18 protein-coding genes are annotated in these 22,484 nt (G+C 71.1%); 9 read left to right on the top strand and 9 right to left on the bottom strand.

Annotation, left to right across the window (positions count from 1 at the left end):
• Window positions 1-8 precede the first annotated feature (8 nt).
• The 3 genes from ACX9TP_RS33645 (at window position 9) to ACX9TP_RS33635 (ending at window position 6,062) form a co-directional block, all read left to right on the top strand.
• On the top strand, window positions 9-629 hold the full coding sequence (locus ACX9TP_RS33645; protein ID WP_482974739.1) for a hypothetical protein: 621 nt from the start codon (window positions 9-11) through the stop codon (window positions 627-629).
• 222 nt (window positions 630-851) lie between these two features.
• The gene (locus tag ACX9TP_RS33640) at window positions 852-4,277 is read left to right on the top strand and encodes an Ig-like domain-containing protein (protein ID WP_482974738.1); all 3,426 of its coding nucleotides are present in this window, start codon (window positions 852-854) and stop codon (window positions 4,275-4,277) included.
• A 264-nt stretch (window positions 4,278-4,541) separates the two neighbouring features.
• Entirely contained in the window at window positions 4,542-6,062 is a 1,521-nt protein-coding gene (locus ACX9TP_RS33635) for a hypothetical protein (protein WP_482974737.1), read from the top strand.
• A 39-nt stretch (window positions 6,063-6,101) separates the two neighbouring features.
• Here the strand turns inward: ACX9TP_RS33635 and ACX9TP_RS33630 are convergent, their stop codons facing one another.
• From ACX9TP_RS33630 to ACX9TP_RS33595, 8 genes are all read right to left on the bottom strand, one after another.
• Window positions 6,102-7,712, bottom strand: coding sequence for a Na+/H+ antiporter (locus tag ACX9TP_RS33630; protein ID WP_482974736.1), 1,611 nt, complete (start codon window positions 7,710-7,712; stop codon window positions 6,102-6,104).
• Between the two features lie 99 nt (window positions 7,713-7,811).
• Complete coding sequence (argC, locus tag ACX9TP_RS33625; RefSeq protein WP_482974735.1) at window positions 7,812-8,879, bottom strand: N-acetyl-gamma-glutamyl-phosphate reductase; 1,068 nt, start codon at window positions 8,877-8,879, stop codon at window positions 7,812-7,814.
• On the bottom strand, window positions 8,876-9,937 hold the full coding sequence (locus ACX9TP_RS33620) for a hypothetical protein (protein WP_482974734.1): 1,062 nt from the start codon (window positions 9,935-9,937) through the stop codon (window positions 8,876-8,878). The genes argC and ACX9TP_RS33620 overlap by 4 nt, the downstream gene beginning before the upstream one ends.
• A gap of 1 nt (window position 9,938) precedes the next feature.
• Window positions 9,939-11,132, bottom strand: coding sequence for an argininosuccinate synthase (gene argG, locus ACX9TP_RS33615; RefSeq protein WP_482974733.1), 1,194 nt, complete (start codon window positions 11,130-11,132; stop codon window positions 9,939-9,941).
• A gap of 26 nt (window positions 11,133-11,158) precedes the next feature.
• Window positions 11,159-12,508 carry an argininosuccinate lyase gene (gene argH / locus ACX9TP_RS33610; RefSeq protein WP_482974732.1) on the bottom strand — a complete coding sequence of 450 codons (1,350 nt, stop codon included), beginning with the start codon at window positions 12,506-12,508 and terminating at the stop codon, window positions 11,159-11,161.
• Window positions 12,501-13,562, bottom strand: a complete 1,062-nt coding sequence (locus ACX9TP_RS33605; protein ID WP_482974731.1) for a M20/M25/M40 family metallo-hydrolase — start codon at window positions 13,560-13,562, stop codon at window positions 12,501-12,503. The genes argH and ACX9TP_RS33605 overlap by 8 nt, the downstream gene beginning before the upstream one ends.
• Window positions 13,559-14,485, bottom strand: a complete 927-nt coding sequence (gene argB / locus ACX9TP_RS33600) for an acetylglutamate kinase (protein WP_482974730.1) — start codon at window positions 14,483-14,485, stop codon at window positions 13,559-13,561. Before argB ends, ACX9TP_RS33605 begins: the two co-directional genes overlap by 4 nt.
• 50 nt (window positions 14,486-14,535) lie before the next feature.
• Window positions 14,536-15,549 carry an N-acetylornithine carbamoyltransferase gene (locus ACX9TP_RS33595; protein ID WP_482974729.1) on the bottom strand — a complete coding sequence of 338 codons (1,014 nt, stop codon included), beginning with the start codon at window positions 15,547-15,549 and terminating at the stop codon, window positions 14,536-14,538.
• A 181-nt stretch (window positions 15,550-15,730) separates the two neighbouring features.
• Here ACX9TP_RS33595 and ACX9TP_RS33590 point away from each other — a divergent pair, with 181 nt between their 5' ends.
• From ACX9TP_RS33590 to ACX9TP_RS33565, 6 genes are all read left to right on the top strand, one after another.
• Window positions 15,731-16,153 (top strand): arginine repressor, encoded by a 423-nt coding sequence (locus ACX9TP_RS33590; RefSeq protein WP_482974728.1) that lies wholly within the window; start codon window positions 15,731-15,733, stop codon window positions 16,151-16,153.
• 134 nt (window positions 16,154-16,287) lie between these two features.
• On the top strand, window positions 16,288-16,842 hold the full coding sequence (locus ACX9TP_RS33585; RefSeq protein WP_482974727.1) for a Uma2 family endonuclease: 555 nt from the start codon (window positions 16,288-16,290) through the stop codon (window positions 16,840-16,842).
• Between the two features lie 162 nt (window positions 16,843-17,004).
• Window positions 17,005-17,559, top strand: coding sequence for a Uma2 family endonuclease (locus tag ACX9TP_RS33580; protein WP_482974726.1), 555 nt, complete (start codon window positions 17,005-17,007; stop codon window positions 17,557-17,559).
• Between the two features lie 101 nt (window positions 17,560-17,660).
• Window positions 17,661-18,890, top strand: a complete 1,230-nt coding sequence (locus ACX9TP_RS33575) for a vWA domain-containing protein (RefSeq protein ID WP_482974725.1) — start codon at window positions 17,661-17,663, stop codon at window positions 18,888-18,890.
• Between the two features lie 9 nt (window positions 18,891-18,899).
• Complete coding sequence (locus ACX9TP_RS33570; protein WP_482974724.1) at window positions 18,900-19,607, top strand: response regulator transcription factor; 708 nt, start codon at window positions 18,900-18,902, stop codon at window positions 19,605-19,607.
• Window positions 19,604-21,352, top strand: a complete 1,749-nt coding sequence (locus tag ACX9TP_RS33565) for a sensor histidine kinase (protein WP_482974723.1) — start codon at window positions 19,604-19,606, stop codon at window positions 21,350-21,352. Before ACX9TP_RS33570 ends, ACX9TP_RS33565 begins: the two co-directional genes overlap by 4 nt.
• A 57-nt stretch (window positions 21,353-21,409) precedes the next feature.
• On the opposite strand, the gene ACX9TP_RS33560 is transcribed toward ACX9TP_RS33565, so the two are convergent.
• Window positions 21,410-22,216 carry a DUF6209 family protein gene (locus tag ACX9TP_RS33560; protein WP_482974722.1) on the bottom strand — a complete coding sequence of 269 codons (807 nt, stop codon included), beginning with the start codon at window positions 22,214-22,216 and terminating at the stop codon, window positions 21,410-21,412.
• Window positions 22,217-22,484 lie beyond the last annotated feature (268 nt).

Below are 22,484 nucleotides of genomic sequence, written 5' to 3'. Positions count from 1 at the left end.
TGCCCGCCGTGAGCTCCAAGACGAGTGTCCTCGAACCGCTGCGCGTCCGCATCCGCCGCCTCCAGTTCATCATGGGGCTGGGGTTCATCGCGCTCATCGTTGGCCGGGGCCTCGGCTGGGTGCTCATCATGCGGCTGACGACGCGCATCCAGGAGTTGCCATTCGCCTTCCTGCAGATGCTGGCCGCGGTGGCGCTGGTGAATCTGTGGCTGCTCGTGGGGCTGCCGCTGCTCTGCTACGGCGCCGCGCGGGTGATTGAGCTGCGGCCGTGGTCCACGGCGCTGGGGGCTTCCGCCACGGGCCTGGCCTTCATCCTGATGATCGACTTCGTCCAGGGCGGCGCGGATGCGCTGTGGGAGGGCGGGCTCTGGTCGGTGCTCAACGTCCTGACTTCCGCCGTGGGCGTGGTGCTCAGTGCCCGCGCGGTGGTGAAGGGCCGGGCCGCGGCGGCGCAGCAGGCCGGCAAGGCGCAGGCGAAGGCCCAGGAGCGCAAGTCCGAGTACGACGAGTTCCTCCGCGCGGCCGAGGAAGGCGCGGCCCGGCTGGAGCAGCGTGAGGCCGCGGCGCAGCAGCCCCAGGGCTCCGAGGCGGGGCCCTCGCCGGACACGAGCAAGACGCCCGCGGCCTGAAGCGCGCTTCCGGGATTTCGTCCCGCGCCGCTCCGGGTTCGTCCCTCGCCCGGGTAGCTTCGTCACATTCAGTGCGGGCAGGTGGCCCCCTGTTGGTACTGAACACGCGTCATTCGCGTTTCAGAGGGGGTTCACCACATGCAAACCGTTACATCCATCCGGGGTGCCTTTGTTTCCGGCGCCCTGCTCCTGGCCTCCTTGTCCGGATGCCAGGGTGAAGAAGTGTCTGTCCCCGAGTCGCGGCCGGAGAGTCACCTGGCCGAAACCACCCAGGCGCTCAATTGTGGCGCCAGCCTGGTGCCACTGATGACCAGCCCGTCGCTGCCTTCCGGCAGCGTGACGCGCTCGGGAGTCCTGGGCTCGAGCTACGAGGCGTGGCTGGCCTTCGACAGCAACGACGCGGCGCCGTCCATGTGGCTCTCGCAGGTGGGGGTGACGCCCGCCTGGATTGGCTACGAGTGGGCGGATGGCGCGAAGCGCGTCACCCACTATGCCATCCGGTTCGTCAACGGCTCGCTCACCTCGCGAGCGCCACGGAGCTGGACGCTCCAGGGCTGGAATGGCACCACCTGGGTCGTCCTGGATACGCGCGGCAACGAGGCCGGCTGGGCCACCGTCGAGCGGCGCGAGTACACCGTGGCCACGCCCGGCACCTACAGCAAGTACCGCCTCCATGTGACGGACGACAACGACAGCCGCAGCACCGGCATCGAGACGGTCTCCATCGGCAAGCTCGAACTCTTCCGGTGCCCCGAGGACACCCAGGCGCCGGCCGCCCCGGTGCTGACGGGCTTCGCGCCGGCCTCGCCGTCCAGCAACACCCAGCCCGTGCTGTCCGGCACCGCCGAGGCGAGCTCCACCGTGCGCATCTTCTCGGGGGCCTCGTGCGCGGGCACGGCCCTGGCCACCGTGACGGCGAGCGCGGGCGGGAGCTTCTCGTCGACCCGCACCGTGACGCCCAACGCGACGTCCACCTTCACGGCTACGGCGACGGACGCGGCGGGCAACGTGTCCGCGTGCTCGGCGGCGCTCGGCTACCTGCACGACGGGGTGGCGCCCGCCGCGCCGTCGCTGACGGGCTTCACTCCGGCCTCGCCCTCCAACAGCACCCAGCCGGTGCTGGCCGGCACGGCGGAGGCGAGCTCCACCGTGCGCATCTTCTCCGGCAGCGCCTGTGCGGGCACGGCGGTGGCGACGGTGACGGCCGCCGCCAACGGCACCTTCTCGTCCATGCGCTCCGTGGCGCTGAACACCACGTCCACCTTCACCGCCACGTCCACGGATGCCGCTGGGAATGTGTCCGCCTGCTCGGGGGCGCTGGGCTACCTGCATGACAACGTCGCGCCGGCGGTGCCCTCGCTGACGGGCTTCACCCCGGCCTCGCCGTCCACCAGCATCCAGCCCGTCCTCGCGGGCACCGCCACTGCGGGCGTCCGGGTGCGCCTGTTCTCGGGCACGGCCTGCGGAGGCGCGGTGCTGGCCACCCTGACGGCCGCTGCGGACGGCTCCTTCTCGACGACGCGCACGGTGACGGCCAACACCACGTCCACCTTCACCGCCAACGCGCTGGATGCCGCCGGCAACGCATCCGCGTGCTCGGCGAGCATCAGCTACCGGCATGACACCCTGGCGCCTCCGGCGCCGACGCTGACGGGCTTCACCCCGGCCTCGCCCGGGACGTCCCTGACGCCGCAGCTGCGCGGCACCGCCGAGCGCAGCGCGTCCGTCCAGGTCTTCCTTGGCAGCGGCTGCACGGCGCCCCTGGTGGCCACCACCACGGCGGACGCCTCGACGGGCGCCTTCACCGCTTCGGTGACGGCGACCGCCAACACGTCGACGAGCTTCTTCGTCCGCGCGGTGGATGCGGTGGGCAACATCTCCGTCTGCTCCTCCGTCGCCACCTACTGGCACGACACCGTGGCGCCCCTGCCGCCGACCTTCCTCGCGGGCTACATCCCGTTGGCTGCGCCTCCCGTCGCCGGGCAGGTGCGCTCCCAGACGGAGCCGCGAGGGCAGGTGGCCGTGTTCACCGACGCGGCCTGCACCCTGGCGGCGTCTCCAGCCGGCGTGACCCGCGCTGACGGGAGTGGCTTCGCGCCGCTGTCGCTGTCGCAGCCTCAGTTGGAGACGACGATGTTCGCGGTGGCCTTCGACGCCGCGGGCAACCGCTCCACGTGCGTGTCCTTCGAGGCGGGCTGCCCGGTGGGCTTCGAGGACTGTGATGGCAACCCGGCCAACGGCTGCGAGGCCGACCTGATGACCGACGAGGCGAACTGCGGCGCGTGCGGAACCACCTGCGGCGGGGCGCCTTCCGCCAGCGCCGTGTGCGGCGCGGGCACCTGCGGCCTGGGCTGCGTGGTGGGCACCTTCGACTGCGACGGCCTGGAGGCCAATGGCTGCGAGTCCACCACCGCCTGCGGTCCGGCGGTCTGCCAGGTGGACCGGTTCGAGGAATTGCTCATCACCGACCTGTCCGTGGTGGAGGACCCGGTGCGCACCACCGGCTCCGGCGCGTGGACGTTCGGCGCCCTGATGCGGGCGATGAACGGCGGGAGGGACCCGTCCGAGCTGGTGCGCAGCTGGCTGAAGACCTGGCAGCAGGACCAGTTCATCGGAGCCACCTTCGTGCCGGCCCGCCCTCAAATCGGGCCCGCGGTGCTGAACGCGTGGGAGGCGCAAAGCGGTGGCCCCACCGCGCCGCTGGACTTCGACTTCGCGCCGTTCCGGCTGCTGGCCATCGTCAACCGCATGGACCTGCGGCGCGAGGGCGAGCACGCGGGCGAGGGACGCTTCGTGTTCGGCGTGACGGACCCGGGCGGCAACCCGATGCCCTTCACCGTCATCCTCGAATACACGCTGCCCGGAGGCAGCCCCGAGGAGTTCCAGCGCTGGGCCCGCGACTGGCACGAGCTGGGCCGCCTCGGCCTGTCCCATCCGAGCTACAACGCGAAGCTCCAGGCCCTGACGGACCGCTTCACGAAGTCCTTCGTGGCCTCGGGACGCTTCATGGGCAGCGCCATCAGCCAGGTGCGCACCAACGAGAACACGCTGGACCCGGAGTGGGAGCTGCGCGAGTTCCACTTCGGGCCTCAGGGACTGGCCCCGGCGCACGTGGCGCTCACGCCTCCGTTCTTCTTCAACGGCTCGCCGCTGGTGACGGACTACATCAACCAGAACCAGTCCTCCATCCTCACGGAGACGCACGTGGTGCCCGAGTTCTTCCAGGGCCAGCCCTTCCTCTGGGGCTCGGCGCTCACCCCGTTCAACTTCTTCTGGGACGCGCCCGGCGTGGACCCTCAAGCGCGGCACAAGTTCTCGCTCAACACCTGCAATGGCTGCCACGCGGGAGAGACGCAGACCTTCTTCCTCCACGTCGGCTTCCGTCCCCAGGGCTCGCCCGCCTTCCTCTCGCCGTTCCTGGTCGCCAATGCGCCCACGCCGGACCCCATCACCGGGCAACCTCGCGTGTTCAATGACCTGGGCCGGCGCGGGGCGGACCTGAGCGCGCTGGTGTGTGGTGTGCCCGCGCCCCTGACGGCGTCGAAGGACCTGGTCGGCGAGTCGCTGCTCGCGCCCGCTCGATGGAACCCCGCCGCCGTCCCGGGCTTCCCGGCCCGCTCCAACCTGCCGGCCGGACGCGTCCACTGACGGAGGCCTGAGCGTGCGGCACGCCCGGCGCATCGGGCGTGCCGCACCGGGAGTCCCTGCGCTTCCGTCCGGCCGTGGACTGCTGCGTCATCCCCTCGGGCAGCCGATGCCCGGGGGAGGCTTCATCCGATATCCTCCGGAGGGTTGGTCGTTCCAGCGGCACACACCGAATGGAAGAGAGAGGCACCGCGGATGCGCCGAGCCCTGGTTGGTCTCGTATTGCTCCTGGCCGGCTGTGCGAGGAGTGCCCGCCCCTCCGAGGGGATGGCTGCGGCCGCGCCCGTCGAGGAGGCCAAGCTGGAGGCGCCCCGCTACGAGCACATCTTCATGATGCCCGTGGAGCGGTCCCTGGCCGAGGCCACGAAGCTGCTGGCGGAGAATGGCTGGCTGCTGAAGCCCATGGATGACCCGAAGTTCCTCCTGACCGAGTGGAGGGCCGCGCAGCTTGCGACCACGGAGTCGTGGGGCTACCAGAGCGACGGCGACCACACCCGGTACCTGGTGGTCGGCGAGCCGCTCGCCGCGCGGCAGTCCGTCGTGCGCATCTTCCAGATGAAGCGGGTGGCCTTCGCCAACGACGCGGAGCTCCGCTACGACGGCCGCACGGGAGAGCTCATCCCCAAGCACCTGGTGATGGAACAGTTCGAGCAGAGCCTCCGGGCCCGGGGGGCCCCGGTGACGCTCGCCCAGCAGGAGCGTGACACCGCGCCGTGGGTGGAGCTGGACGGCCCCGTGAAGGGCACCCGGGACTTGAAGCTGGAGCGGGAGCTCACCCTGCGGCTGGAGTCGCGCCCTTCGCTGGAAACGCTCACGGGCACTTTGCGCCTCACGCGGGATGACTCCTTCGCGAGAGACCCGTCGTTCTACCTCAAGCGCTGGCGGCAGGAGGTGCAGGAGCCCTGTGCGCGCAAGGTCGGCGGCTTCCAGGCGATGCTGCGCCCGGGGTTGATGGTCCTCATCGGCGAGCAGCTCGGCACGCGCGAGGTGCCCGCCACCGTGGGAGACCTGGCGTGCGAGGCCGCCCAGGCGGGGCTCGGCGTCACCGTGGGGCTCGCCATCCCCTTGAAGGAGCAGGAGCGCATCGACACGTATCTGGCGAGCAAGGGAGGCCCCGCGGACCAGGACGCGCTGCTGGGCGGGAACTTCTGGCGCAAGCTCCAGCAGGACGGTCGGGGCAGCCGCGCGGTGATGGACCTCATCGACCGGGCCCGGGCCCTGCGCGCGGCCGGGCACTCCGTCTCCGTGGTCGCCTTCGACACGGACACGGAGCATGGAAGCGCGCGCGATGCGCGCATGGCGCGGGCGGTGCTCAACGCCCACAGCGCGCGTCCCAAGGGCGTCTTCCTGGTGCTCGCCGGCAATGCACACACGCGGCTGGTGGCGGACGCGGACTGGAACAAGGACTTCGTTCCCATGTCGAAGCACGTGGCCGAGGTCGTCCGCGACTTGAAGATTCTCGAGGTGGGCTACGCCCAGGGCCGCAGGTGGGGCTGCGACCTGCTGCCGGATGGCGAGATGGAGTGCAACGTCATGGGCATCACCCCGGGGCCTCGCGTCGAGATTCGCCCGGAGACGCCCGTGGGCATCCGGATGCTCCCGGAGATGGACGACGAGGGGTTCCACGGCTTCCTGGACGTGGGGGCGCTGTCCGCCTCGCTGCCCGCGATTGCGCTGCGCGGGCACGAGCCGCCCGCCTCCGCCCCGGCGCCCGACTCCGCTCCGGCGCCCGCCGCAGCCCCGGCGCCCGCCTCCGCCCCGGCGCCTGTGCCCGCTCCCGCCCCGTAGCCTCCTGGAGACCCGGTAGCGGGGCCGGCACGGGCCGGCTCAGGTGCCGACGGCTCCCGCCGGGGTGCGAGGCTCTCCCGGAGCGGGCACGTGGCTCTCGGCCGCGTCCGCCTGGGCGATGCGCTCGTCCAGCTCCGCGGTGAGCCGCTCGAAGGCCTCCTTGCCGATGGTGGCCGACTGGTAGGCCTTGAGGAGCGAGTCCTTCTCCACGATGAGCATGCGGCGGACCGCCTCCTGGTGCTCCTCTTCGTGGAAGCGCATCGACTGCTGCTTCAGCGCGACCAGCTCCTTCTCCGCGACGCTCTCCTTCTCCTGATACTCCCGCTCCAGCTTCTCCAGCACGTCCGCGGGGACCTCCCGGTTGCGGCGCATGCCCTCCAGCGCGGCCAGGGCGGCATGGACGGCGCCCAGGCGGCCCCGCGCCAGCTCGTACTGCTCCTGGTAGGCGTCCTTCAGGCCGGTGATGCCCAGCCGCCGCAGCAGCGGCGCCATCGTGAGGCCCTGGATGATGATGGAGAGCAACACCACCCCGAAGGTCATGTTCACCAGCAGCTCGCGGTGGGTGAAGTCCGGCGGCAGGCCGAGCACCAGCACCATGGAGATGGCGCCCCGCAGGCCGCTCCAGGTGAGCACCGCGCTCCAGGTCCACGGCATGCGCTCCGACGTGAGGCGCAGCAGCGCGGACATGCCGTACACGACGACCGCGCGGCCGGCGACCACCGCCACGTACGCCGCGAGGATGGGCTTCCAGGAGGCCAGCAGCGAGCCGAGCTCCACCTCCAGGCCGATGAGCAGGAACACCACCGAGTTGAGCGCGAAGGCCAGGTACTCCCAGAAGCTCTCCACGGCGACGCGCGTGGTGGGGCTCATGCCCTCATGCGCCGCCCAGTTGCCGCACAGCATGCCGGCCACCACCGTCGCGATGACGCCCGAGTAGTGGAAGTTCTCCGCCACCACGAACGAGCCATAGGCGGCGATGACGGTGAGGGTGATTTCCACCATCGCGTCGTCCACGCGCTTGATGACCTGCGCCACGACGAACCCCACCGCGCTGCCGATGAGCGCGCCCATGCCCGCGACCTTGATGAAGTCGAGGACTGCACCACCCACCGTGAACTGGCCACCGGAGGCCACCGCCACGACGAGGGTGAAGAGCACGACGGCGGTGCCGTCATTCAGCAGGCTCTCTCCCTCCACGAGGATGAGCAGCCGCTTGGGCGCGCCCAGCGACTTGAACAGGCCCACCACGGCGATGGGGTCCGTGGAGACGATGACCGCGGCGAACACCAGCGCCGGGAGCATCCCGAAGCCGCTCACGAAGTCCATCCCCTCCACCACCGGAGAGAGGATGAGCGCCGTCAACCCCGCGGACGCGGCTACGCCGGGGATGGCCATCGAGTGGATGGCCAGCTTGTTCTTCCAGAACTTGCGGAACTCCACGTGGAAGGCTGCCTCGAACAGCAGCCCGGGGAGGATGATGGCGAAGAGCAGTTCCTTCGTGAGGTGGGGCGGCTCGAAGGCCTGCACCGCACCCAGCGACAACCCCGCCACCACCAGCGCCACCGTGTACGGGAACTTGAAGTGGCGGGCGACGATGGCCACCGCGGTCGCGATGGCGAAGATGAGGACGAAGGCCAACTCGAAATGCATGTTCCGCTGTCCCGTTTGAGGTCAAACCTCCGCGCACCATACCTCAACGGGGGGGGCGCGGGCCCGGGCATGCTGGCCCGGGCCCGGCTGGGGGCGTCCCTACGGGTAGCAGGCGGCCTGGCGCAGGGCGGTGTCCTCGGGCAGGCCGAGGGCGACGTTGAAGTTCTGCACGGCCTGGCCGGCCATGCCCTTCACCAGGTTGTCCAGCGCGGCCATGACGGCGACGGAGCGGCCCTTGGTGGCCACGGAGATGTCGCAGAAGTTGCTGCCCGTCACCGCGGCCACGCGCGGCGTGCCCTCGACGATGCGGACGAACTTCGAGCCCTCGTAGTAGCGGCGGAACTTCTCCGTCAGCGACTGCGTCACCACCGCGCCGCCGTGCTCCGGCCACTCGAACTGCACGGTGGCGAAGATGCCGCGCACCATGGGCGCCGAGTGCGGCACGAAGGCGAGCCGGTGCCGCTGCGCGCCGTGCGCCACCAGCATGACCTCCACCTCCGCCTCGTGCTGGTGCTCCAGCGGCTTGTACGCGCGGAAGTCGTGCGCGCGCGTCGGGTGGTGCGTGCCCTCGCCCGGCAGCGAGCCGGAGCCGGACGAGCCCGTCACGCCCGAGACGGCCAACAGCCCCAGCCCCGGCGTGGACGCAATGGGCAGGAGCGCGAGCTGCACCGCGGTGGCGAAGCAGCCCGGGTTGGCGATGCGCTTCGCCTTGGCGATTTCGGCGCGCTTCCACTCGGTGAGGCCGTAGGTGAAGGTGCCCAGCAAATCCGGGGCGGGGTGGGGCCGGCCGTAGGCGCCCGCGTAGCGGCCCGGGTGGTCCAGCCGGAAGTCGGAGGACAGGTCCACCAGCAGCACGCGCTCGGCGATGCCCGCCTCGGCCCACTGCTTCTCGATGTTGACGAACTGCTTCGCCAGCTCTCCGTGCCCCAGCGCGCTGAACACCACCGGCTGCTGCGAGTCCGACAGCCAGCGCCAGTCCGGCTCCGCCTCGAAGCGGCCGTCCACCAGCCCGCGCAGGTGCGGGTGCACCTTGTGGATGGGCTCGCCCGCGTGGTGCCGTGACACCACGCGGATGCCGGCCACCGCCGGGTGGCCGGAGAGGATGCGCAAGAGCTCGCCCCCGCCGAAACCGGAGGCCCCCAGGATGTAGATGTTCGCCCGCGTCATGACTTCCTCCCCGCGCCCAGCTTGGGCGCGAGCTTCTCCAGGATGAGCCCACCCAGCGCCGCCGCATTCGCCCGGGCGTTGCGGGCGGGAATCCCCACCACCTGCTCCACGAAGCGCACGCCCACCGCGTTGTCCGTGGCGGGACCGGCCACCATGTCCACGTCGATGGCGTACGTCTCGCGCAGGTGCCGCACGCCGCCGGCCGCGCCCACCGGGTCGTTCGCGCACAGCACCCACGCGCCCGCCAGGCTCCGCAGCTCCGCGTCCGCGAGGATGCCCTGCACGCCGTACTCACCCATGATGCCGTCGCCCGTCTCCGCGACGATGACGTCCACGTTCTCCGCCGCCAGCTCGGAGAAGAGCACCCGCGCCACGCGCGCCCCCGTGCGGGGGCCCGTGCAGACGACGCCCGCGTCGGTGAAGTCCATGACCACGTCCGCGCCGGAGTCCTGCATGCTCAGCGTGTCGCGCATCAGCGACACCCCCGTCAGCTTCGCCCCGCCCACGCGGTAGCCCGCCTGGGCCAGCGTGCGCACCATGGCGCTGGCCGCGTACGTCTTGCCCGCGTTCATGCAGGTGCCGACGACGAAGACCACCGGGCACTTCACCGGGGTGGACGTGCCCTTGAGCGCGCCCGAGGAGACGTGCGCCGGCTGCCCGGTGCGCGACATCAGCTCCGGGAACTCCAGCACCTGGCCCAGCACCTCCGCCTCGAAGGGCGTGCCCACGCCGGGGTTGTGCGAGGTGCACTTGCCGATGACGCCGCCCATGTTGAGCACGTGCAGCCGCTGGCCCACGGTGACGGACTCGGGCACCACGCCCTCGTAGCCGTGCAGCGCGTTGCGGTGCCCCAGGGCGCCCACGACGATGTCACCCGCGTGCAGGGTGACGAGGCGCCCGTGCGGGTCCTCGAGCTGGTTGTAGACGCTCTTCTCCCCGTGGATGCGCACGGCCACCACCGCGCCCTCCTCGGCCTTCACCTCCGGAGCCAGGTGCACCGTGCGGCCCAGGCCGAGGTTCCGGGTGACGCTGCCCACCTTGTCGACGAAGACCTTCATTTCAACCTCCCTTGGCCCGGTGAGAGAGCATCTGCGCGACGCCGTACAGCTTGGCGAATCCAGCGGCTTCAGAACCCGTCCACAGCACGTTTGCTTCCCCGTACGTCGCCACCTTCGCGTCCATCAGCGAGTGCGGCGACTTCACGCCCTCCACCACCAGCGTCCGGGGGTGCAGCACCAGCCGCACCTCGCCCGTCACCCGCTCCTGCGACGAGGTGAGGAACGCCTCCAGGTCCTTCACCAGCGGGTCGAAGAAGTGCCCCTCGTGCAGGAGCGAGCCGTAGAGGTTGCCCATCGACTCCTTCCAGAAGAGCTGCTTGCCGGAGAGCACCAGCTTCTCCAGCTCGCGGTGCGCGGTGATGAGCATGTGCGCCGCCGGGGCCTCGAAGCCCACGCGGCCCTTGATGCCCAGGATGGTGTCACCCAGGTGCACGCCGCGGCCGATGCCGTACGTGCGCCCCAGCGCGTTGAGCGCCTCCACCAGCTTCACCGGCGACAGCTTCTCGCCGTCCAGCGCGGACGGGACGCCCTGCTCGAAGGAAATGGTGAGCGTGCGCGGCTTCAGGTCCGTGGGAATCTGCCCGCCGGGGAAGGCCGCCTCGGGCAGCGCGCTCCACGAGTCCAGCGTCTCGCGGCCGCCCACGGACGTGCCCCACATGCCCTCGTTGACGGAGTAGGAGCCCAGCTTGGGCGGCATGTGGATGCCGCGCTCGGCGAGGAAGGACAGCTCCTGCTGACGGCTCAGGCCCAGCGTGCGGATGGGGGTGAGCAGCTCCAGCTCCGGCGCGAGCGAGCGGAAGGCCACGTCGAAGCGCACCTGGTCGTTGCCCGCGCCCGTGCTGCCGTGGGCAATGGCCTGCGCGCCCAGCTCGCGCGCCATGCGGACGGCTTCCACGGCCTGGCAGGCGCGCTCCGCGGAGACGCTCAGCGGGTAGACCTGGCCGCGCAGCACGTTTCCGGCGATGAGGTAGCGCAGGTAGCCCTGGAAGAGGGTGTCGCGCGCGTCCACCGTGTGGTGCGCCACCGCGCCCAGCTTCGCGGACAGCGCGGAGATGCTGGCGAGCTGCTCGGGCGGGAAGCCGCCCGTGTCCACGGTGACCGTCGTCACGGCGTAGCCCTGCTCGCGCAGGTAGACGGTGCAGAAAGCGGTATCGAGTCCGCCGGAGAAGGCCAGCACCACGTTCTTCTTGCTCATGTCGTCACTCCTCACGGGGAAGGGGTTCACAGCGCCCACACGCGCGCGGTGGCGGAGGCCACGGCGCGGTGGGTGTCGTCGAGCCAGGCGCGCGCGGCGGCCAGCTCCTCACGGGCCTGCGGCAGGCCCAGGTTTCCGGCGCCGCCCAGGTGCGTGGCGGTCAGCGCCCCGCGGTCCGGATGAAACGTTCCGTCCGCGATTTCTCGTCCCACCTGGCGGTAGGCGTCGCGGAAGGGCAGGCCCCGGGCCACCAGCGCGTAGGCGTGGTGCGCCGCGTACAGCGAGTCGTCACTGGCGCGAGCGGCCGCCTCGGCCTTCACCTGAAGGGCCGGCACCAGCCGGGCGAGCACGTCCAGCAGCTCCTTCATGGAGCCCAGCGCGGCGAGGGTGGGGGACTTCAAGAGCTGGAAGTCGCGGTGGTAGCTGGACGGCAGGCCACCGGCCACCGCCTCCACCTGGTGGGAGATTCCGCGCAGCTCGCGGCAGCGGGCGCGCGCCAGCTCCACCACGTCCGGGTTCTTCTTCTGCGGCATGATGGACGAGCCCGTGGTGAACGCGTCCGGCAGCGCCAGGAAGCCGAACTCGTCCATGCTGTAGAGCTGCACGTCCCACAGCCACTTCTCCAGCGTGCCCGCCACCGAGCAGGCCCACCCCAGCACCGCCGCCTCGTGCCGGCCCCGGCTGTTCTGCACGTCGATGGGGCTGCGCTGCACCCGGCTGAAGCCGAGCAGCGACGCCACGTACTCCCGGTCGATGGGCAGCGGCACGCCGAAGCCCGCCGCCGCGCCCAGCGGGCAGCGGTCCAGCCGCGCCCACACGCCGCGCAGCGCCTCCAGCTCTTCCAGCAGTCCTTCGGCGAAGGCCATGCCCCACAGGCCGAAGGTGGACGGCATGGCGCGGCGCAGGTGCGTGTAGCCGGGCAGGGCCACGGCCGCGTGCGCCTCGGCGAAGTCCAGGAACGTCCCGGCCAGCTCCACGGCGCGCGCGCCCATGGCGAGCACCTCCTCGCGGAGGAGCAGGCGCATGGCGAGCTGAACCTGGTCGTTGCGCGAGCGCCCCAGGTGGATGCGCTTGCCGGGCTCGCCCGCGCGCTCCACGAGCGCCGCCTCCAGCGCGGTGTGGCCGTCCTCCTGCTCCGGGCGGATGGCGAACGCGCCGGCACGCGCCTCGTCGTGCAGCGCCTTCAGCGTCGCCACCAGCGTCTTCGCCTCGTCGTCGCGCAGGAGGCCCACGTGCGCCAGCATCCGCGCGTGCGCGGCGCTGCCAAGCGCGTCGTGAGGCGCCAGCGCCAGGTCCGTCACCGGGTCATTGCCCACGGTGAAGCGGTGGATGGCCGCGTCCAGCGGCGTGCCCTTTCCCCACAGCGTGTCAGCCACGGGCCACCTCCTCGAAGTAGCCGCGCACCAGGCGCGTGTAGAAGGCGGCGCCCGCTTCGAGCTCCGCCCGGGTGAGGTACTCGTCCGCCTGGTGGCTGCGCAGGGTGTCGCCCGGGCCCACCTTCACCGCCGGAAGGTCGCCCAGGAAGGCCCAGTCGGACGTGGTGCTGGAGCCCACCGGCTCCGCGCCCGACGCCGCCACCGCGGCGCGGACGATGGGCTGCTGCGCCCCCGTCGCCTTCGGCAGGTAGCGCGCCGAGTGCACCTGCACCTCGCTCTTCAGCGCGCCGGCCACCTGCTGCGCCACCGCCGCGTGGTCCATGGCCGGCGTGGTGCGCAGGTCCACGAAGAACTCGCACTTGTCCGGCACCTGGTTGCGCGCCAGGCCGCCACTGATTTGCGTCACCTGCGCGCGGGCCTCGCCCAGCAGCGGGTGCGACGGGAAGCGCAGCTCCGACAGGACGGAGATGTCCACCGCCGCCAGGTGGATGGCGTTGAGGGCCGGCGTGCTGTGCGCGTGCGCCACGTGGCCGCTCCTGCCGTGCGCGGTGCACCGAAGCAGGAGCATCCCGCGCTGCGCGGTGCAGGGCTTCAAGCCCGTGGGCTCGCCGACAATCGCCGCGTCCAGCGGCCCCAACTCGGACAGCATCGTTCCCAGTCCCTGGCCTCCAGTCTCTTCCTCGGCGGTGAAGGCGAAGATGACTTCGCCTCCGGTGGTGGCTCCTTCGGTCAACAGGGCGCGGGCGGTGAGGAGCATCCCCGCCACGCAGCCCTTGGCGTCATTGCTGCCCAGGCCGTACAGCCGCTCGTCGCGCCACTCGGGCGCGTGCGGCGCGTACGTCCACCCGGCGCACGGCTTCACCGTGTCCAGGTGCGAGTTGACGAGCAGCCGGCGCGGCCCGCTCCCGACGGAGAACCACACGTTGTGGCCCTTCCGCTGGACGCGCGCGCCCCAGCCCTCGGCCCACGCGGACACGGTGTCCGCGATGCGGCCCTCGTCACCCGACACGCTGGGGATGGCCACCAGCGCCTGGAGCAGCTCCGCCGCCTTCATCCCACGGCCCCGGCCGGCTTCGGCGCGGACTCGCGGACCACCATGGTGCCGCTGCCCTCGTTGGTGAAGACCTCCTCCAGGAGCGCGTTGGGCAGCACCCCGCTGACGAGGTGCACGCTGCCCACGCCGCCGACGAGCGCGTGGCGGATGGCGTGCGCCTTGGGCCGCATGCCGCCGGAGATGGCGCCCGTGTTCTCCATGGAGGCCAGGTCCGTGAGGTTGGCCAGCGTGACGAGCGACGTCGGGTCGTTCAAATCCTTGAGCAGGCCCGGCACCTGGACGAGGAAGAAGAGCTTCTCCGCCGACAGCGCCACCGCGAGCGCCGCGGCCACCGTGTCCGCGTTGGTGTTGTAGACGGCGCCGTCGGCCCCGCCCGACAGGGGCGCCACCACCGGCACGTAGTCCGCCGAGCGCAGGTGCTCCACCACCCGCGTGTCCACCGACTCGATGTCACCGACGAGGCCGTAGTCGACGAGCCTCCCCTCGGTGGCGCCGGGCTCGGTCACCATGACGGGAGGACGCTTGCGCGCCTTGATGAGGCCCGCGTCCACGCCGCTCAGGCCCACCGAGGGCACGCCCGCCGCCTGGAGGTCCGCCAGCAGGTCCGTGTGCAGCTTGCCCGCGAGCACCATCTTCGCCGCGTCCAGCACGGGCGCGGAGGTGACGCGGCGGCCGGCCACCTTTTCAATGGGCAGGTGGAGGGCGTCACACAGCGTGTCCAGCTCCGGGCCGCCGCCGTGCACCACGACGGGGCGGATGGAGAAGGTCCACAGCAGGGCAATCTGCTCGCACGCGGAGCGGCGCAGCTTCGGGTCGCTCAGCATGGCGCCGCCGAGCTTCACGACGAAGGTCTTGCGGCGGAACTGCTGCACGTAGCGCGCGGCATGGCGGAGCGCGGAGTACGGGTCGGGAGACAGGGGCACGGGGCACCTCGAAAAAATTGGAAGGAAGGAAGGGAGGCGGGGGCGCTGCTTCAGCGCGACTGCGAGCGCATCCAGTGGAGGAGGGCGCGCTGGACGTGGTAGCGGTTGCCCGCCTCGTCCACCACACGGCTGCTCGGGTGGTCCAGCACCTCGTCGGCCACCTCCACGTTGCGGCGCACCGGCAGGCAGTGGAGGAAGGCCGCGTCCTTCGCGGCGCGGGACATGGTGCGCAGCGTGGGCATCCACCCGGAGTAGGACGCGAGCAGCGCGTTGACGTCGTTGGGCGAGTACGCCGCCGCGGCGGACGGGCCCCACGACTTGGCGTACACCGCGCGGCTGCCGGCGAGCGCCTCGTCCTGGTCATGGGTGTAGGTGATGATGCCGCCGGTGGCCTTCGCGTACGCCTCCGCCTCCGCGCGCACGGCGGGGTGCAATTCGAAGCCGGGAGGATGCGCCACGCGCACCTCGCAGCCCGCGGCCGCGGTGCTCAGGAGGAAGGAGTTGGGGACGGCCTTGGGCAGCGGCTTGATGTGCGGCGCCCAGGTGAGCGTCACCGGCAGCTTCTTCGTGCTGCCGAACTTCTCGCGCAGGGTGAGCACGTCGGCCAGGCCCTGGCAGGGGTGCTCGCGCGCGGACTCCATGCTCACCACCGGCACGGTGGCCCACTTGCGGAAGGCGCCGATGATGGGGTCGACCTCGTCCTCCTCGTCGCCGCCGCCCTGCGAGAAGGTCCGCACGCCGAGCATGTCCACGAAGCGCGACAGGACGGGCGCGGCCTCCTTGAGGTGCTCGGCCCGGTCCGCGTTCATCACCGCGCCCTCGCGGTGCTCGAGCTTCCACACGCCGGAGCCCACGTCGAGGATGATGGCGTTGCCACCCCCGCGCAGCATGACGGCCTCGAACGAGGTGCGCGTGCGCAGCGACGGGTTGAAGAACACCATGCCGAGGATGGCGCCGGGGAACAGCGGCTGCCCCGGTCCCTTCAGCTTCCACGCGGCCGCCTGCGCGAGCACCGCCTCGACGCCCTCGGGCCCGAGGTCCTGGATGTGGGTGACGTGCTTCATGGGCCTGTGCTCCAACCGGCTGCTGGCCGGATGCATGGGTGGGTGCATATGCACGAAAATGCGTGCATCCTCTTTGGGAGGCGCGGATATTATGCAAGAAGACGCAGCGCGCAAGCCTCTTGTTCCCAAAATCTTCATGCAGACCCTTGCATGAATATTCACGCAAATGCATGGTGGATGAATGAACCTGGACGAGACCATCCTGCGGCTCATCTCCGAGCGGGAGATCAGCGATCAGGCGGTACTGCAGGAGCTGTTGGAAGCGGAGGGTGAGGCGCCGAGCCAGTCCACGCTGTCGCGGCGGCTGAAGAAGCTGGGCGTGCAGAAGGTGGCGGGGCGCTATCAGCGCGTGGAGGCCCCGCCGGTGCCGGCGCCGGTGCGGCCGTGGCTGAAGATCATCGAGGCGCCGCCGAGCCTGCTGGTGCTGAAGACGGCGCCCGGCTACGCGCAGGTGTTCGCGCTGGCGTTGGACAGGGAGCCGGACGTGCCGGGGCTCGCCGGCACGGTGGCGGGAGATGACACCATCTTCGTCGCGGTGACGGACCCCTCGCGGCTCCGTGAAGTGCGCGAGGTGGTGGAGGAGTTGATGACTCGGGGGACGTGAGGGCCTTGCGCTCGGCGCTTTTCGGGGACAACCTGTAGGGGAGGGCGTGGAGGTAACGCCCTGACACGTCAGACCCCGGTGCTATCTCCGCACGCATGGAACTGGAGACGGGCGTTGGGGAACATGGGCGGGGTATGGAACCGAAACGGGCGACCTACGCGGACCTGGAGGCGCTTCCCGACAATCTCATCGGAGAGATTGTTGGCGGAGTGCTGTACGCCAGCCCCCGGCCGGCGGGGCCGCATTCCGTGGCGGGCTCCCGGTTGATGGGCGCACTGGGTGGGCCGTTCGATTGGGGAGTGGGCGGCCCTGGAGGCTGGGTCGTGCTGTACGAGCCCGAGCTTCACCTGGGCGAGGATGTCCTGGTTCCGGATCTGGCTGCATGGCGCAGCGAGCGGCTGCCCAGGCCCACGAGCCATGTGGCGTACTCGGTACCGCCGGACTGGGTCTGCGAGGTGCTCTCTCCTTCCACGAAGAGCCTGGACCGGAAGGAGAAGCTCCCCATCTACGCACGTGAAGGCGTGCGAAACGTGTGGCTTGTGGAGCCCAAGGCCCGAACCGTGGAGGTGTTCCGGTTGGAGGACCCGGGTTACAGGCTGCTGGCCATGCACGAAGGGAGCGCCCCTCTCCGGGCCGAGCCTTTCGAGGCCATCGAGCTGCGGGTGGCCTTCCTCTGGGACGAGCGGTAGGCGCTGATTCAGGACGCCCGGTTCCGGGAGGCCTTGCGCTCCGTGCTCTTCGGGGACAACCTGTAGGGGTGGGCGTGGAGGTGACGCCCTGATACGTCAGACCCCGGTGCTATCTCCGCACGCATGGAACTGGAGACGGGCGTTGGGGAACATGGGCGGGGTATGGAACGGAAACCGGCGACCTACGCGGACCTGGAGGCGCTTCCCGACAACGTGGTCGGGGAGCTCATCGGCGGGGTGCTGTATGCCAGTCCCCGTCCGGCGGGGGCTCATGGAGTCGCAGCCTTCCAACTTGGCTTCGAATTGGAAGGACCGTTTGGCCGGGGAAGAAACGGGCCGGGCGGCTGGGTGCTGCTCCAGGAACCCGAGCTCCACCTGGGCGAGGACGTCCTCGTTCCCGACCTGGCCGGCTGGAGTCGCGAACGGCTGCCCAGGCCCACGAGCCATGTGGCCTACACGGTGGCACCCGACTGGGTCTGCGAGGTGCTCTCCCCCTCCACGAAGAGCCTGGACCGGAAGGAGAAGCTCCCCATCTACGCGCGTGAAGGCGTCCGGCATGTGTGGCTGCTGGACCCCAAGCCGCGCACCTTGGAGGTGTTCCGGTGGGATGCGACGGGCTACGCACTGCTCGCCACGTATGAAGGGAATGGCCCGGTCAGGGCGGAGCCCTTCGAGGCCCTCGAGCTGGAGCTGGCCTTCCTCTGGGACGAGCGGTAGCCACAGGCCTCCGGTTACAAGCTGGTTACACCCCTTTGGGTCGTCCATCCGTACTGTTCTCAGCGTGCCCGGACAGGCACCGCCGTACGAAAGGACGCACGATGAAACCGGCCCTCAAGCTCCCCATCATCCTTGGCTCCGCCGCGGTGCTCGCGGTCTCCGCCCTCCTGCTGGGCACGCCGGCCCCCGGCCCCGGCACGCCCCCCGCGCGCCCGGTGCCGCCGTCCACCGTGCCCGCGCCGCTGCCGAAGCCGGACGTGGCCCCCGTCGCGACGGCGGTGCAGAACCAGCCCGTCATCCAGATTGCCGTGCTCCTCGATACCAGCGGCAGCATGGACGGCCTGCTCGACCAGGCCCGCACGCAGCTGTGGAACATCGTCAACCGCTTCGCCCACGCGAAGCGCAACGGCGTGGCGCCGCAGCTCCAGCTCGCGCTCTACGCCTACGGCAACACGGACCGGGGGGCCAACCGGGACGAAATCCGCCAGGTGGTGCCCTTCACCACGGACCTGGACCTCATCTCCGAGCACCTCTTCTCGCTGCGCACCTCCGGCGGCTCCGAGCACTGCGGCCAGGTCATCCGGGACGCCACCAGGCACCTGGCCTGGAGCAAGGACCCGAACGCCATGCGCCTCATCTTCGTCGCCGGCAACGAGCCCTTCACCCAGGGCCCCGTGGACTTCCATGACGCCGTGAAGTCGGCCAGGGAGCGGGGCATCACCGTGAATACCCTCCACTGCGGCGGCTACGAGGAGGGCATCTCCGGCGGCTGGAAGGACGCGGCGGTGCTCGCGGACGGCAGCTACCTCAACATCGACCAGAACCAGCGCGTGGTGGAGATTGCCGCGCCGCAGGACTCGGAGATTGCCCGGCTGGGCGGGGAGCTGAACAAGACGTACGTGGCCTATGGCGCGGGCGGCGAGCAGGCCCAGATGCGCCAGGCGGCGCAGGACAGCAACTCGCTCGGCGTGTCCATCTCCAACATGGTGTCGCGCTCCGTCGCCAAGTCGTCGCGCAACTACTCCAACGAGAGCTGGGACCTGGTGGACGCGGTGAAGAAGAACCAGGTGGACGTGGCCACCGTCCGCGCCGAGGACCTGCCGGAGCCCATGCGCGGGCTGGACGCCGCCGGCCGCAAGGCGTGGCTCGCGGCCCGCGAGCAGGAGCGCGCGGACATCCAGCAGCGCATCCAGACGCTCAACGCCGAGCGCCAGAAGTTCCTCGCCGAGGCGCGCAAGGCCCAGGCCTCCAAGGGCGAAGACACGCTGGAGGGCGCCATCGGCCAGGTCGTCCAGCGCGAGGCGCAGAAGCGCCAGCTCACCCTGGAGTAGAGTGCCGCCATGGCCGCGCGCCGAGTGCTCGTCGTGGAGGATGACCCCGCCATCCGGCGCGGAATCGTGGATGCCCTGCGCTTCGAGGGCTACGAGGTCCTCGAGGCCGGGGCGCGCGAGGAGGGTCAGCGGCTGGCCGAGCGCATCCCGGTGGACCTCGTGCTGCTGGACCTGGTCCTCCCCGACGGTGATGGGCTGGACCTCCTCCGCGCGGTGCGCGGGAGCCGGCCCACGCTGCCCGTCATCATTCTCACCGCCCGGGGCCAGGAGGAGGACCGCGTCAACGGCCTGAAGCTCGGCGCGGATGACTACGTGGTGAAGCCCTTCTCCGTGCGGGAGTTGCTGGCCCGCGCGGGGGCGGTGCTGCGGCGCTCGGCGGAGCGGCCCGCGGGGGTGGTGCGCATCGACTTCCCGGGCGGCCACTTCGAGGTGGAGCGGCGCGAGCTGAGCTTCACCGACGGCTCGCGGGTGGACCTCTCCGAGCGCGAGGCGGACGCGCTGCGCTACCTCGGCGACAACGCCGGGCGCGCCATCTCCCGCGAGGAGTTGCTGGAGCGGGTGTGGCACCTGCCCGCGAGAAGCGTGCAGACGCGCACGGTGGACATGACCATGGCGCGCCTGCGGGAGAAGCTGCGCGATGACTCGGAGGAGCCGCGCGTCATCCTCACGGTGCGGGGCAAGGGCTACATGTTCGCCGCGCGGGGGGCCGCGTCGTGATTCGCTCCTGGCGCATCTGGATTGCGGTGAGCGCGTGCCTGTGCCTGGCATTGGCGGGCGTGGTGTGGCTCTCCGCCTTCGCGCTCCGCCTGGACCGCGCGGACCGGCAGGCCCGCGAGAGCGCGGCGCGGGAGGAGAACGCACGGCTGGCGCTGTGGCGGCTGGACTCGGACCTGCTGCCGCTGGTGGCGCGGGAGAGCGCGGTGGCGGCGGAGGCGTATGGCCCCGTCTCCCCCGCGCGAGGCGTGCTCGATGAGCAGCGGCGGCCCATGCCCGTGGGCACCGCCTTCCTCTCGTCTCCGCTGCTGGCCCCGCTGCCGGAGCACGTGCTGCTCCACTTCCAGCTCGCCCCGGACGGCACGGTGTCCTCGCCCCAGGTGGTGGAGCCCGGGCTGCGCGAAGCGCTGGGCGCGCCGCTGCCCGCGTCCGAGGTGGCGGTGCTGGAAGGCCGCCTGCGGGAGTTGTCGGCGTTGTTGCAGGGCGCGGACCTGCGGCGGGCCCTGGCGGAGCCGCCCCTCCAGGCCCGGCGTGCGCAGGCCCGGGTCGAGCCCACCAGCACCCTGGCCGACATCTCCCAGGTGTCGAAGAACGCAATGGAGTACAGCGCCCGCTCCCGGAGCGCGAGCCAGGCCGTGCGCCAGAGCCAGAACCTCTCCAATGCCTTCCTGGAGGAGCCTCCCCAGGCCGAGTCGGACGCGGCGATGCGCGCCGTCTGGGTGGGGGACACGCTGCTGCTGGGGCGGCGCGTGCGCCTGGAGGGCCGCGACTACGTGCAGGGCTGCTGGCTGGACTGGCCCGGGCTGCGCACGTGGCTGCTCGGGCAGGTGAAGGACCTGTTGCCCTCTGCGGTGCTGGAGCCGGTGCGAAGCCGCGACGCGCAGGGGGATGGCCGGATGCTGGCGGCGCTGCCGGTGCGGCTGGTGCCGGGGCAGGCGGCGGTGGACGGGTATGCGTCGGGGACGCTCTCCACGCTGCCCGTGGTGTTGATGGTGGCGTGGAGCGGCGTGCTGCTGGCGGGCGTGGCGGTGGTGGCGCTGCTGGTGGGCGTGGTGGCGCTCAGCGAGCGGCGGGGCGCCTTCGTCTCCGCGGTGACGCACGAGCTGCGTACGCCGCTGACCACCTTCCGCATGTACACGGAGATGCTGGCCGCGGGCATGGTGCCGGACGAGGGACGGCGGCGGGAGTACTTCGACATCCTCCACCGCGAGGCGGAGCGGCTGAGCCACCTGGTGGAGAACGTGCTGGCCTACGCCCGGATTGAAAGGGGCCGCGCCCCGGCGCGCCTGGAGCGGGTGGCCGTGGACGCCATGCTGGAGCGGATGACGGAGCGGCTGGCGCAGCGGGCGGCGCAGGCGGGCATGGAGCTGTGCGTGGACGTGCCCGGGGACGTGGCCGTGCTGACGGACCCGTCCGCCGTGGAGCAGGTGCTCTTCAACCTGGTGGACAACGCGTCCAAGTACGCGGCCCCGGCGGTGGACCGGCGCATCCACGTGGAGTGCGAAACGCGGCGGGGGCGGGTGGGGCTTTCGGTGAGGGACCACGGGCCCGGGGTGGACGCCGCGACGGCGAGGCGGCTCTTCGAGCCCTTCTCCAAGTCCGTGCAGACGGCGGCGAAGACGGCCCCTGGCGTCGGCCTGGGGCTGGCGCTGTGCCGGCGGCTGGCGCGGAGCATGCGCGCGGACCTGCGCCACGAGCGCGTGCCCGGAGGCGGGGCGCGCTTCGTGCTCTGGCTGCCGTCCGCCTGAAACCTCCGGGGCGTCGACCTCCCCCGGAGGCCCTCCTGCGTCAGCGGCGGCGCGTCACTAGAAGTTGAAGACGTAGTTCTGCCCGTAGCGCGAGTCCCACTGCTGGCAGCCCTTCCGGTCCTGGCTGGAGAACCACATCACCAGCGTGCCGGGGCCGGCGGGCAGCGGGATGAAGGCGGGGGCCTGCATCCAGTACTGCGAGTTGAACTCGCCCCAGGAGACCGTCAGCGGCTGCGTCTGCTCGGCGCCGCCGTTGATGCGGTAGTGCACGTAGACGCCCCACGCCTTGTAGTTGAGGTAGTACGCGCGGCACTGCCCCAGCCGGTCGATGTCGTAGTCCACCATGAGGGTGGTGCCGCCCTGGAGCGTGCCGTAGAGCGAGTGCGTCCAGCCCTCGCTGAACTTCAGCGTCGGGTCCTGGAGCACCTGGGTGTGGAAGTTCCAGCCGACGTTGGAGTCCCAGGTGGAGCAGCCGTTGCCGTCGGACTCCTGGAACCACACCTCCAGCTCGCCGCCGGTGGTGAGGTTGACCAGCGCCTCCGCCGGGTTGCCCACGGTGGAGGCGTCCGCGACGGGGAAGCTCTGCACCGTGCCGTGGTTGGTCATCATGAAGCCGGTGATGGCCCACGAGGGGCCCCGGCAGTGGGGCAGGCGCGACACGTCATAGACGATTTTCAGCGGGCCGCCCGCCAGCGGCTGACCGGACAGCGTCACGCTCCAGTTGGTCCCGAAGGTCAGCGTCGGAGGCCCGGAGAGGGTGGCCTGGGCCGACTGCACCTCGACGGGCGCTTGCGGCTCGGCGAGGGCGGAGGCGGAAGCCAGGCACAGCAACGACAGCAGGGCGGACAGCAGCGACGTCTTCATGGAAGCTCCAGCGCACGCGGTGGAGGGGTGTAGCGGCTGCGTGCGGGCCCCCGTGTACCAGCGGACCGGGGGCGTTGCCCGGCTGACACCCACATCACCCTGGGGGGCCGTGTCCAACCGCCTGGGATGTGCGCCGCTGTGGGAACCCAGACCGTGGGGCGAGGAGATGTTTTCCCCGTGAGGGGGAATTGCTCCCCCTTCTCAAGAAATTCCGGCGAAGCCGTAGGTCAGGAGAGGGCGCTGGATTTTCCGGGTCGGCGGCGCCCGC

Source organism: Pyxidicoccus sp. M15 (assembly GCF_056858435.1).
The sequence above is the reverse complement of the archived record's forward strand: the minus strand, read 5'-3'. Positions and strand labels throughout refer to the sequence as shown.

Excerpts from the sequence above, each read along its gene's own strand:
- ACX9TP_RS33635 (WP_482974737.1), top strand. The coding sequence starts at position 4,542 with ATGGCTGCGGCCGCGCCCGTCGAGGAGGCCAAGCTGGAGGCGCCCCGC.
- ACX9TP_RS33630 (WP_482974736.1), bottom strand. The coding sequence starts at position 7,712 with ATGCATTTCGAGTTGGCCTTCGTCCTCATCTTCGCCATCGCGACCGCG.
- argC (WP_482974735.1), bottom strand. The coding sequence starts at position 8,879 with ATGACGCGGGCGAACATCTACATCCTGGGGGCCTCCGGTTTCGGCGGG.
- ACX9TP_RS33620 (WP_482974734.1), bottom strand. The coding sequence starts at position 9,937 with ATGAAGGTCTTCGTCGACAAGGTGGGCAGCGTCACCCGGAACCTCGGC.
- argG (WP_482974733.1), bottom strand. The coding sequence starts at position 11,132 with ATGAGCAAGAAGAACGTGGTGCTGGCCTTCTCCGGCGGACTCGATACC.
- ACX9TP_RS33605 (WP_482974731.1), bottom strand. The coding sequence starts at position 13,562 with ATGAAGGCGGCGGAGCTGCTCCAGGCGCTGGTGGCCATCCCCAGCGTG.
- ACX9TP_RS33595 (WP_482974729.1), bottom strand. The coding sequence starts at position 15,549 with ATGAAGCACGTCACCCACATCCAGGACCTCGGGCCCGAGGGCGTCGAG.
- ACX9TP_RS33590 (WP_482974728.1), top strand. The coding sequence starts at position 15,731 with ATGAACCTGGACGAGACCATCCTGCGGCTCATCTCCGAGCGGGAGATC.
- ACX9TP_RS33585 (WP_482974727.1), top strand. The coding sequence starts at position 16,288 with ATGGAACCGAAACGGGCGACCTACGCGGACCTGGAGGCGCTTCCCGAC.
- ACX9TP_RS33580 (WP_482974726.1), top strand. The coding sequence starts at position 17,005 with ATGGAACGGAAACCGGCGACCTACGCGGACCTGGAGGCGCTTCCCGAC.
- ACX9TP_RS33575 (WP_482974725.1), top strand. The coding sequence starts at position 17,661 with ATGAAACCGGCCCTCAAGCTCCCCATCATCCTTGGCTCCGCCGCGGTG.
- ACX9TP_RS33570 (WP_482974724.1), top strand. The coding sequence starts at position 18,900 with ATGGCCGCGCGCCGAGTGCTCGTCGTGGAGGATGACCCCGCCATCCGG.
- ACX9TP_RS33560 (WP_482974722.1), bottom strand. The coding sequence starts at position 22,216 with ATGAAGACGTCGCTGCTGTCCGCCCTGCTGTCGTTGCTGTGCCTGGCT.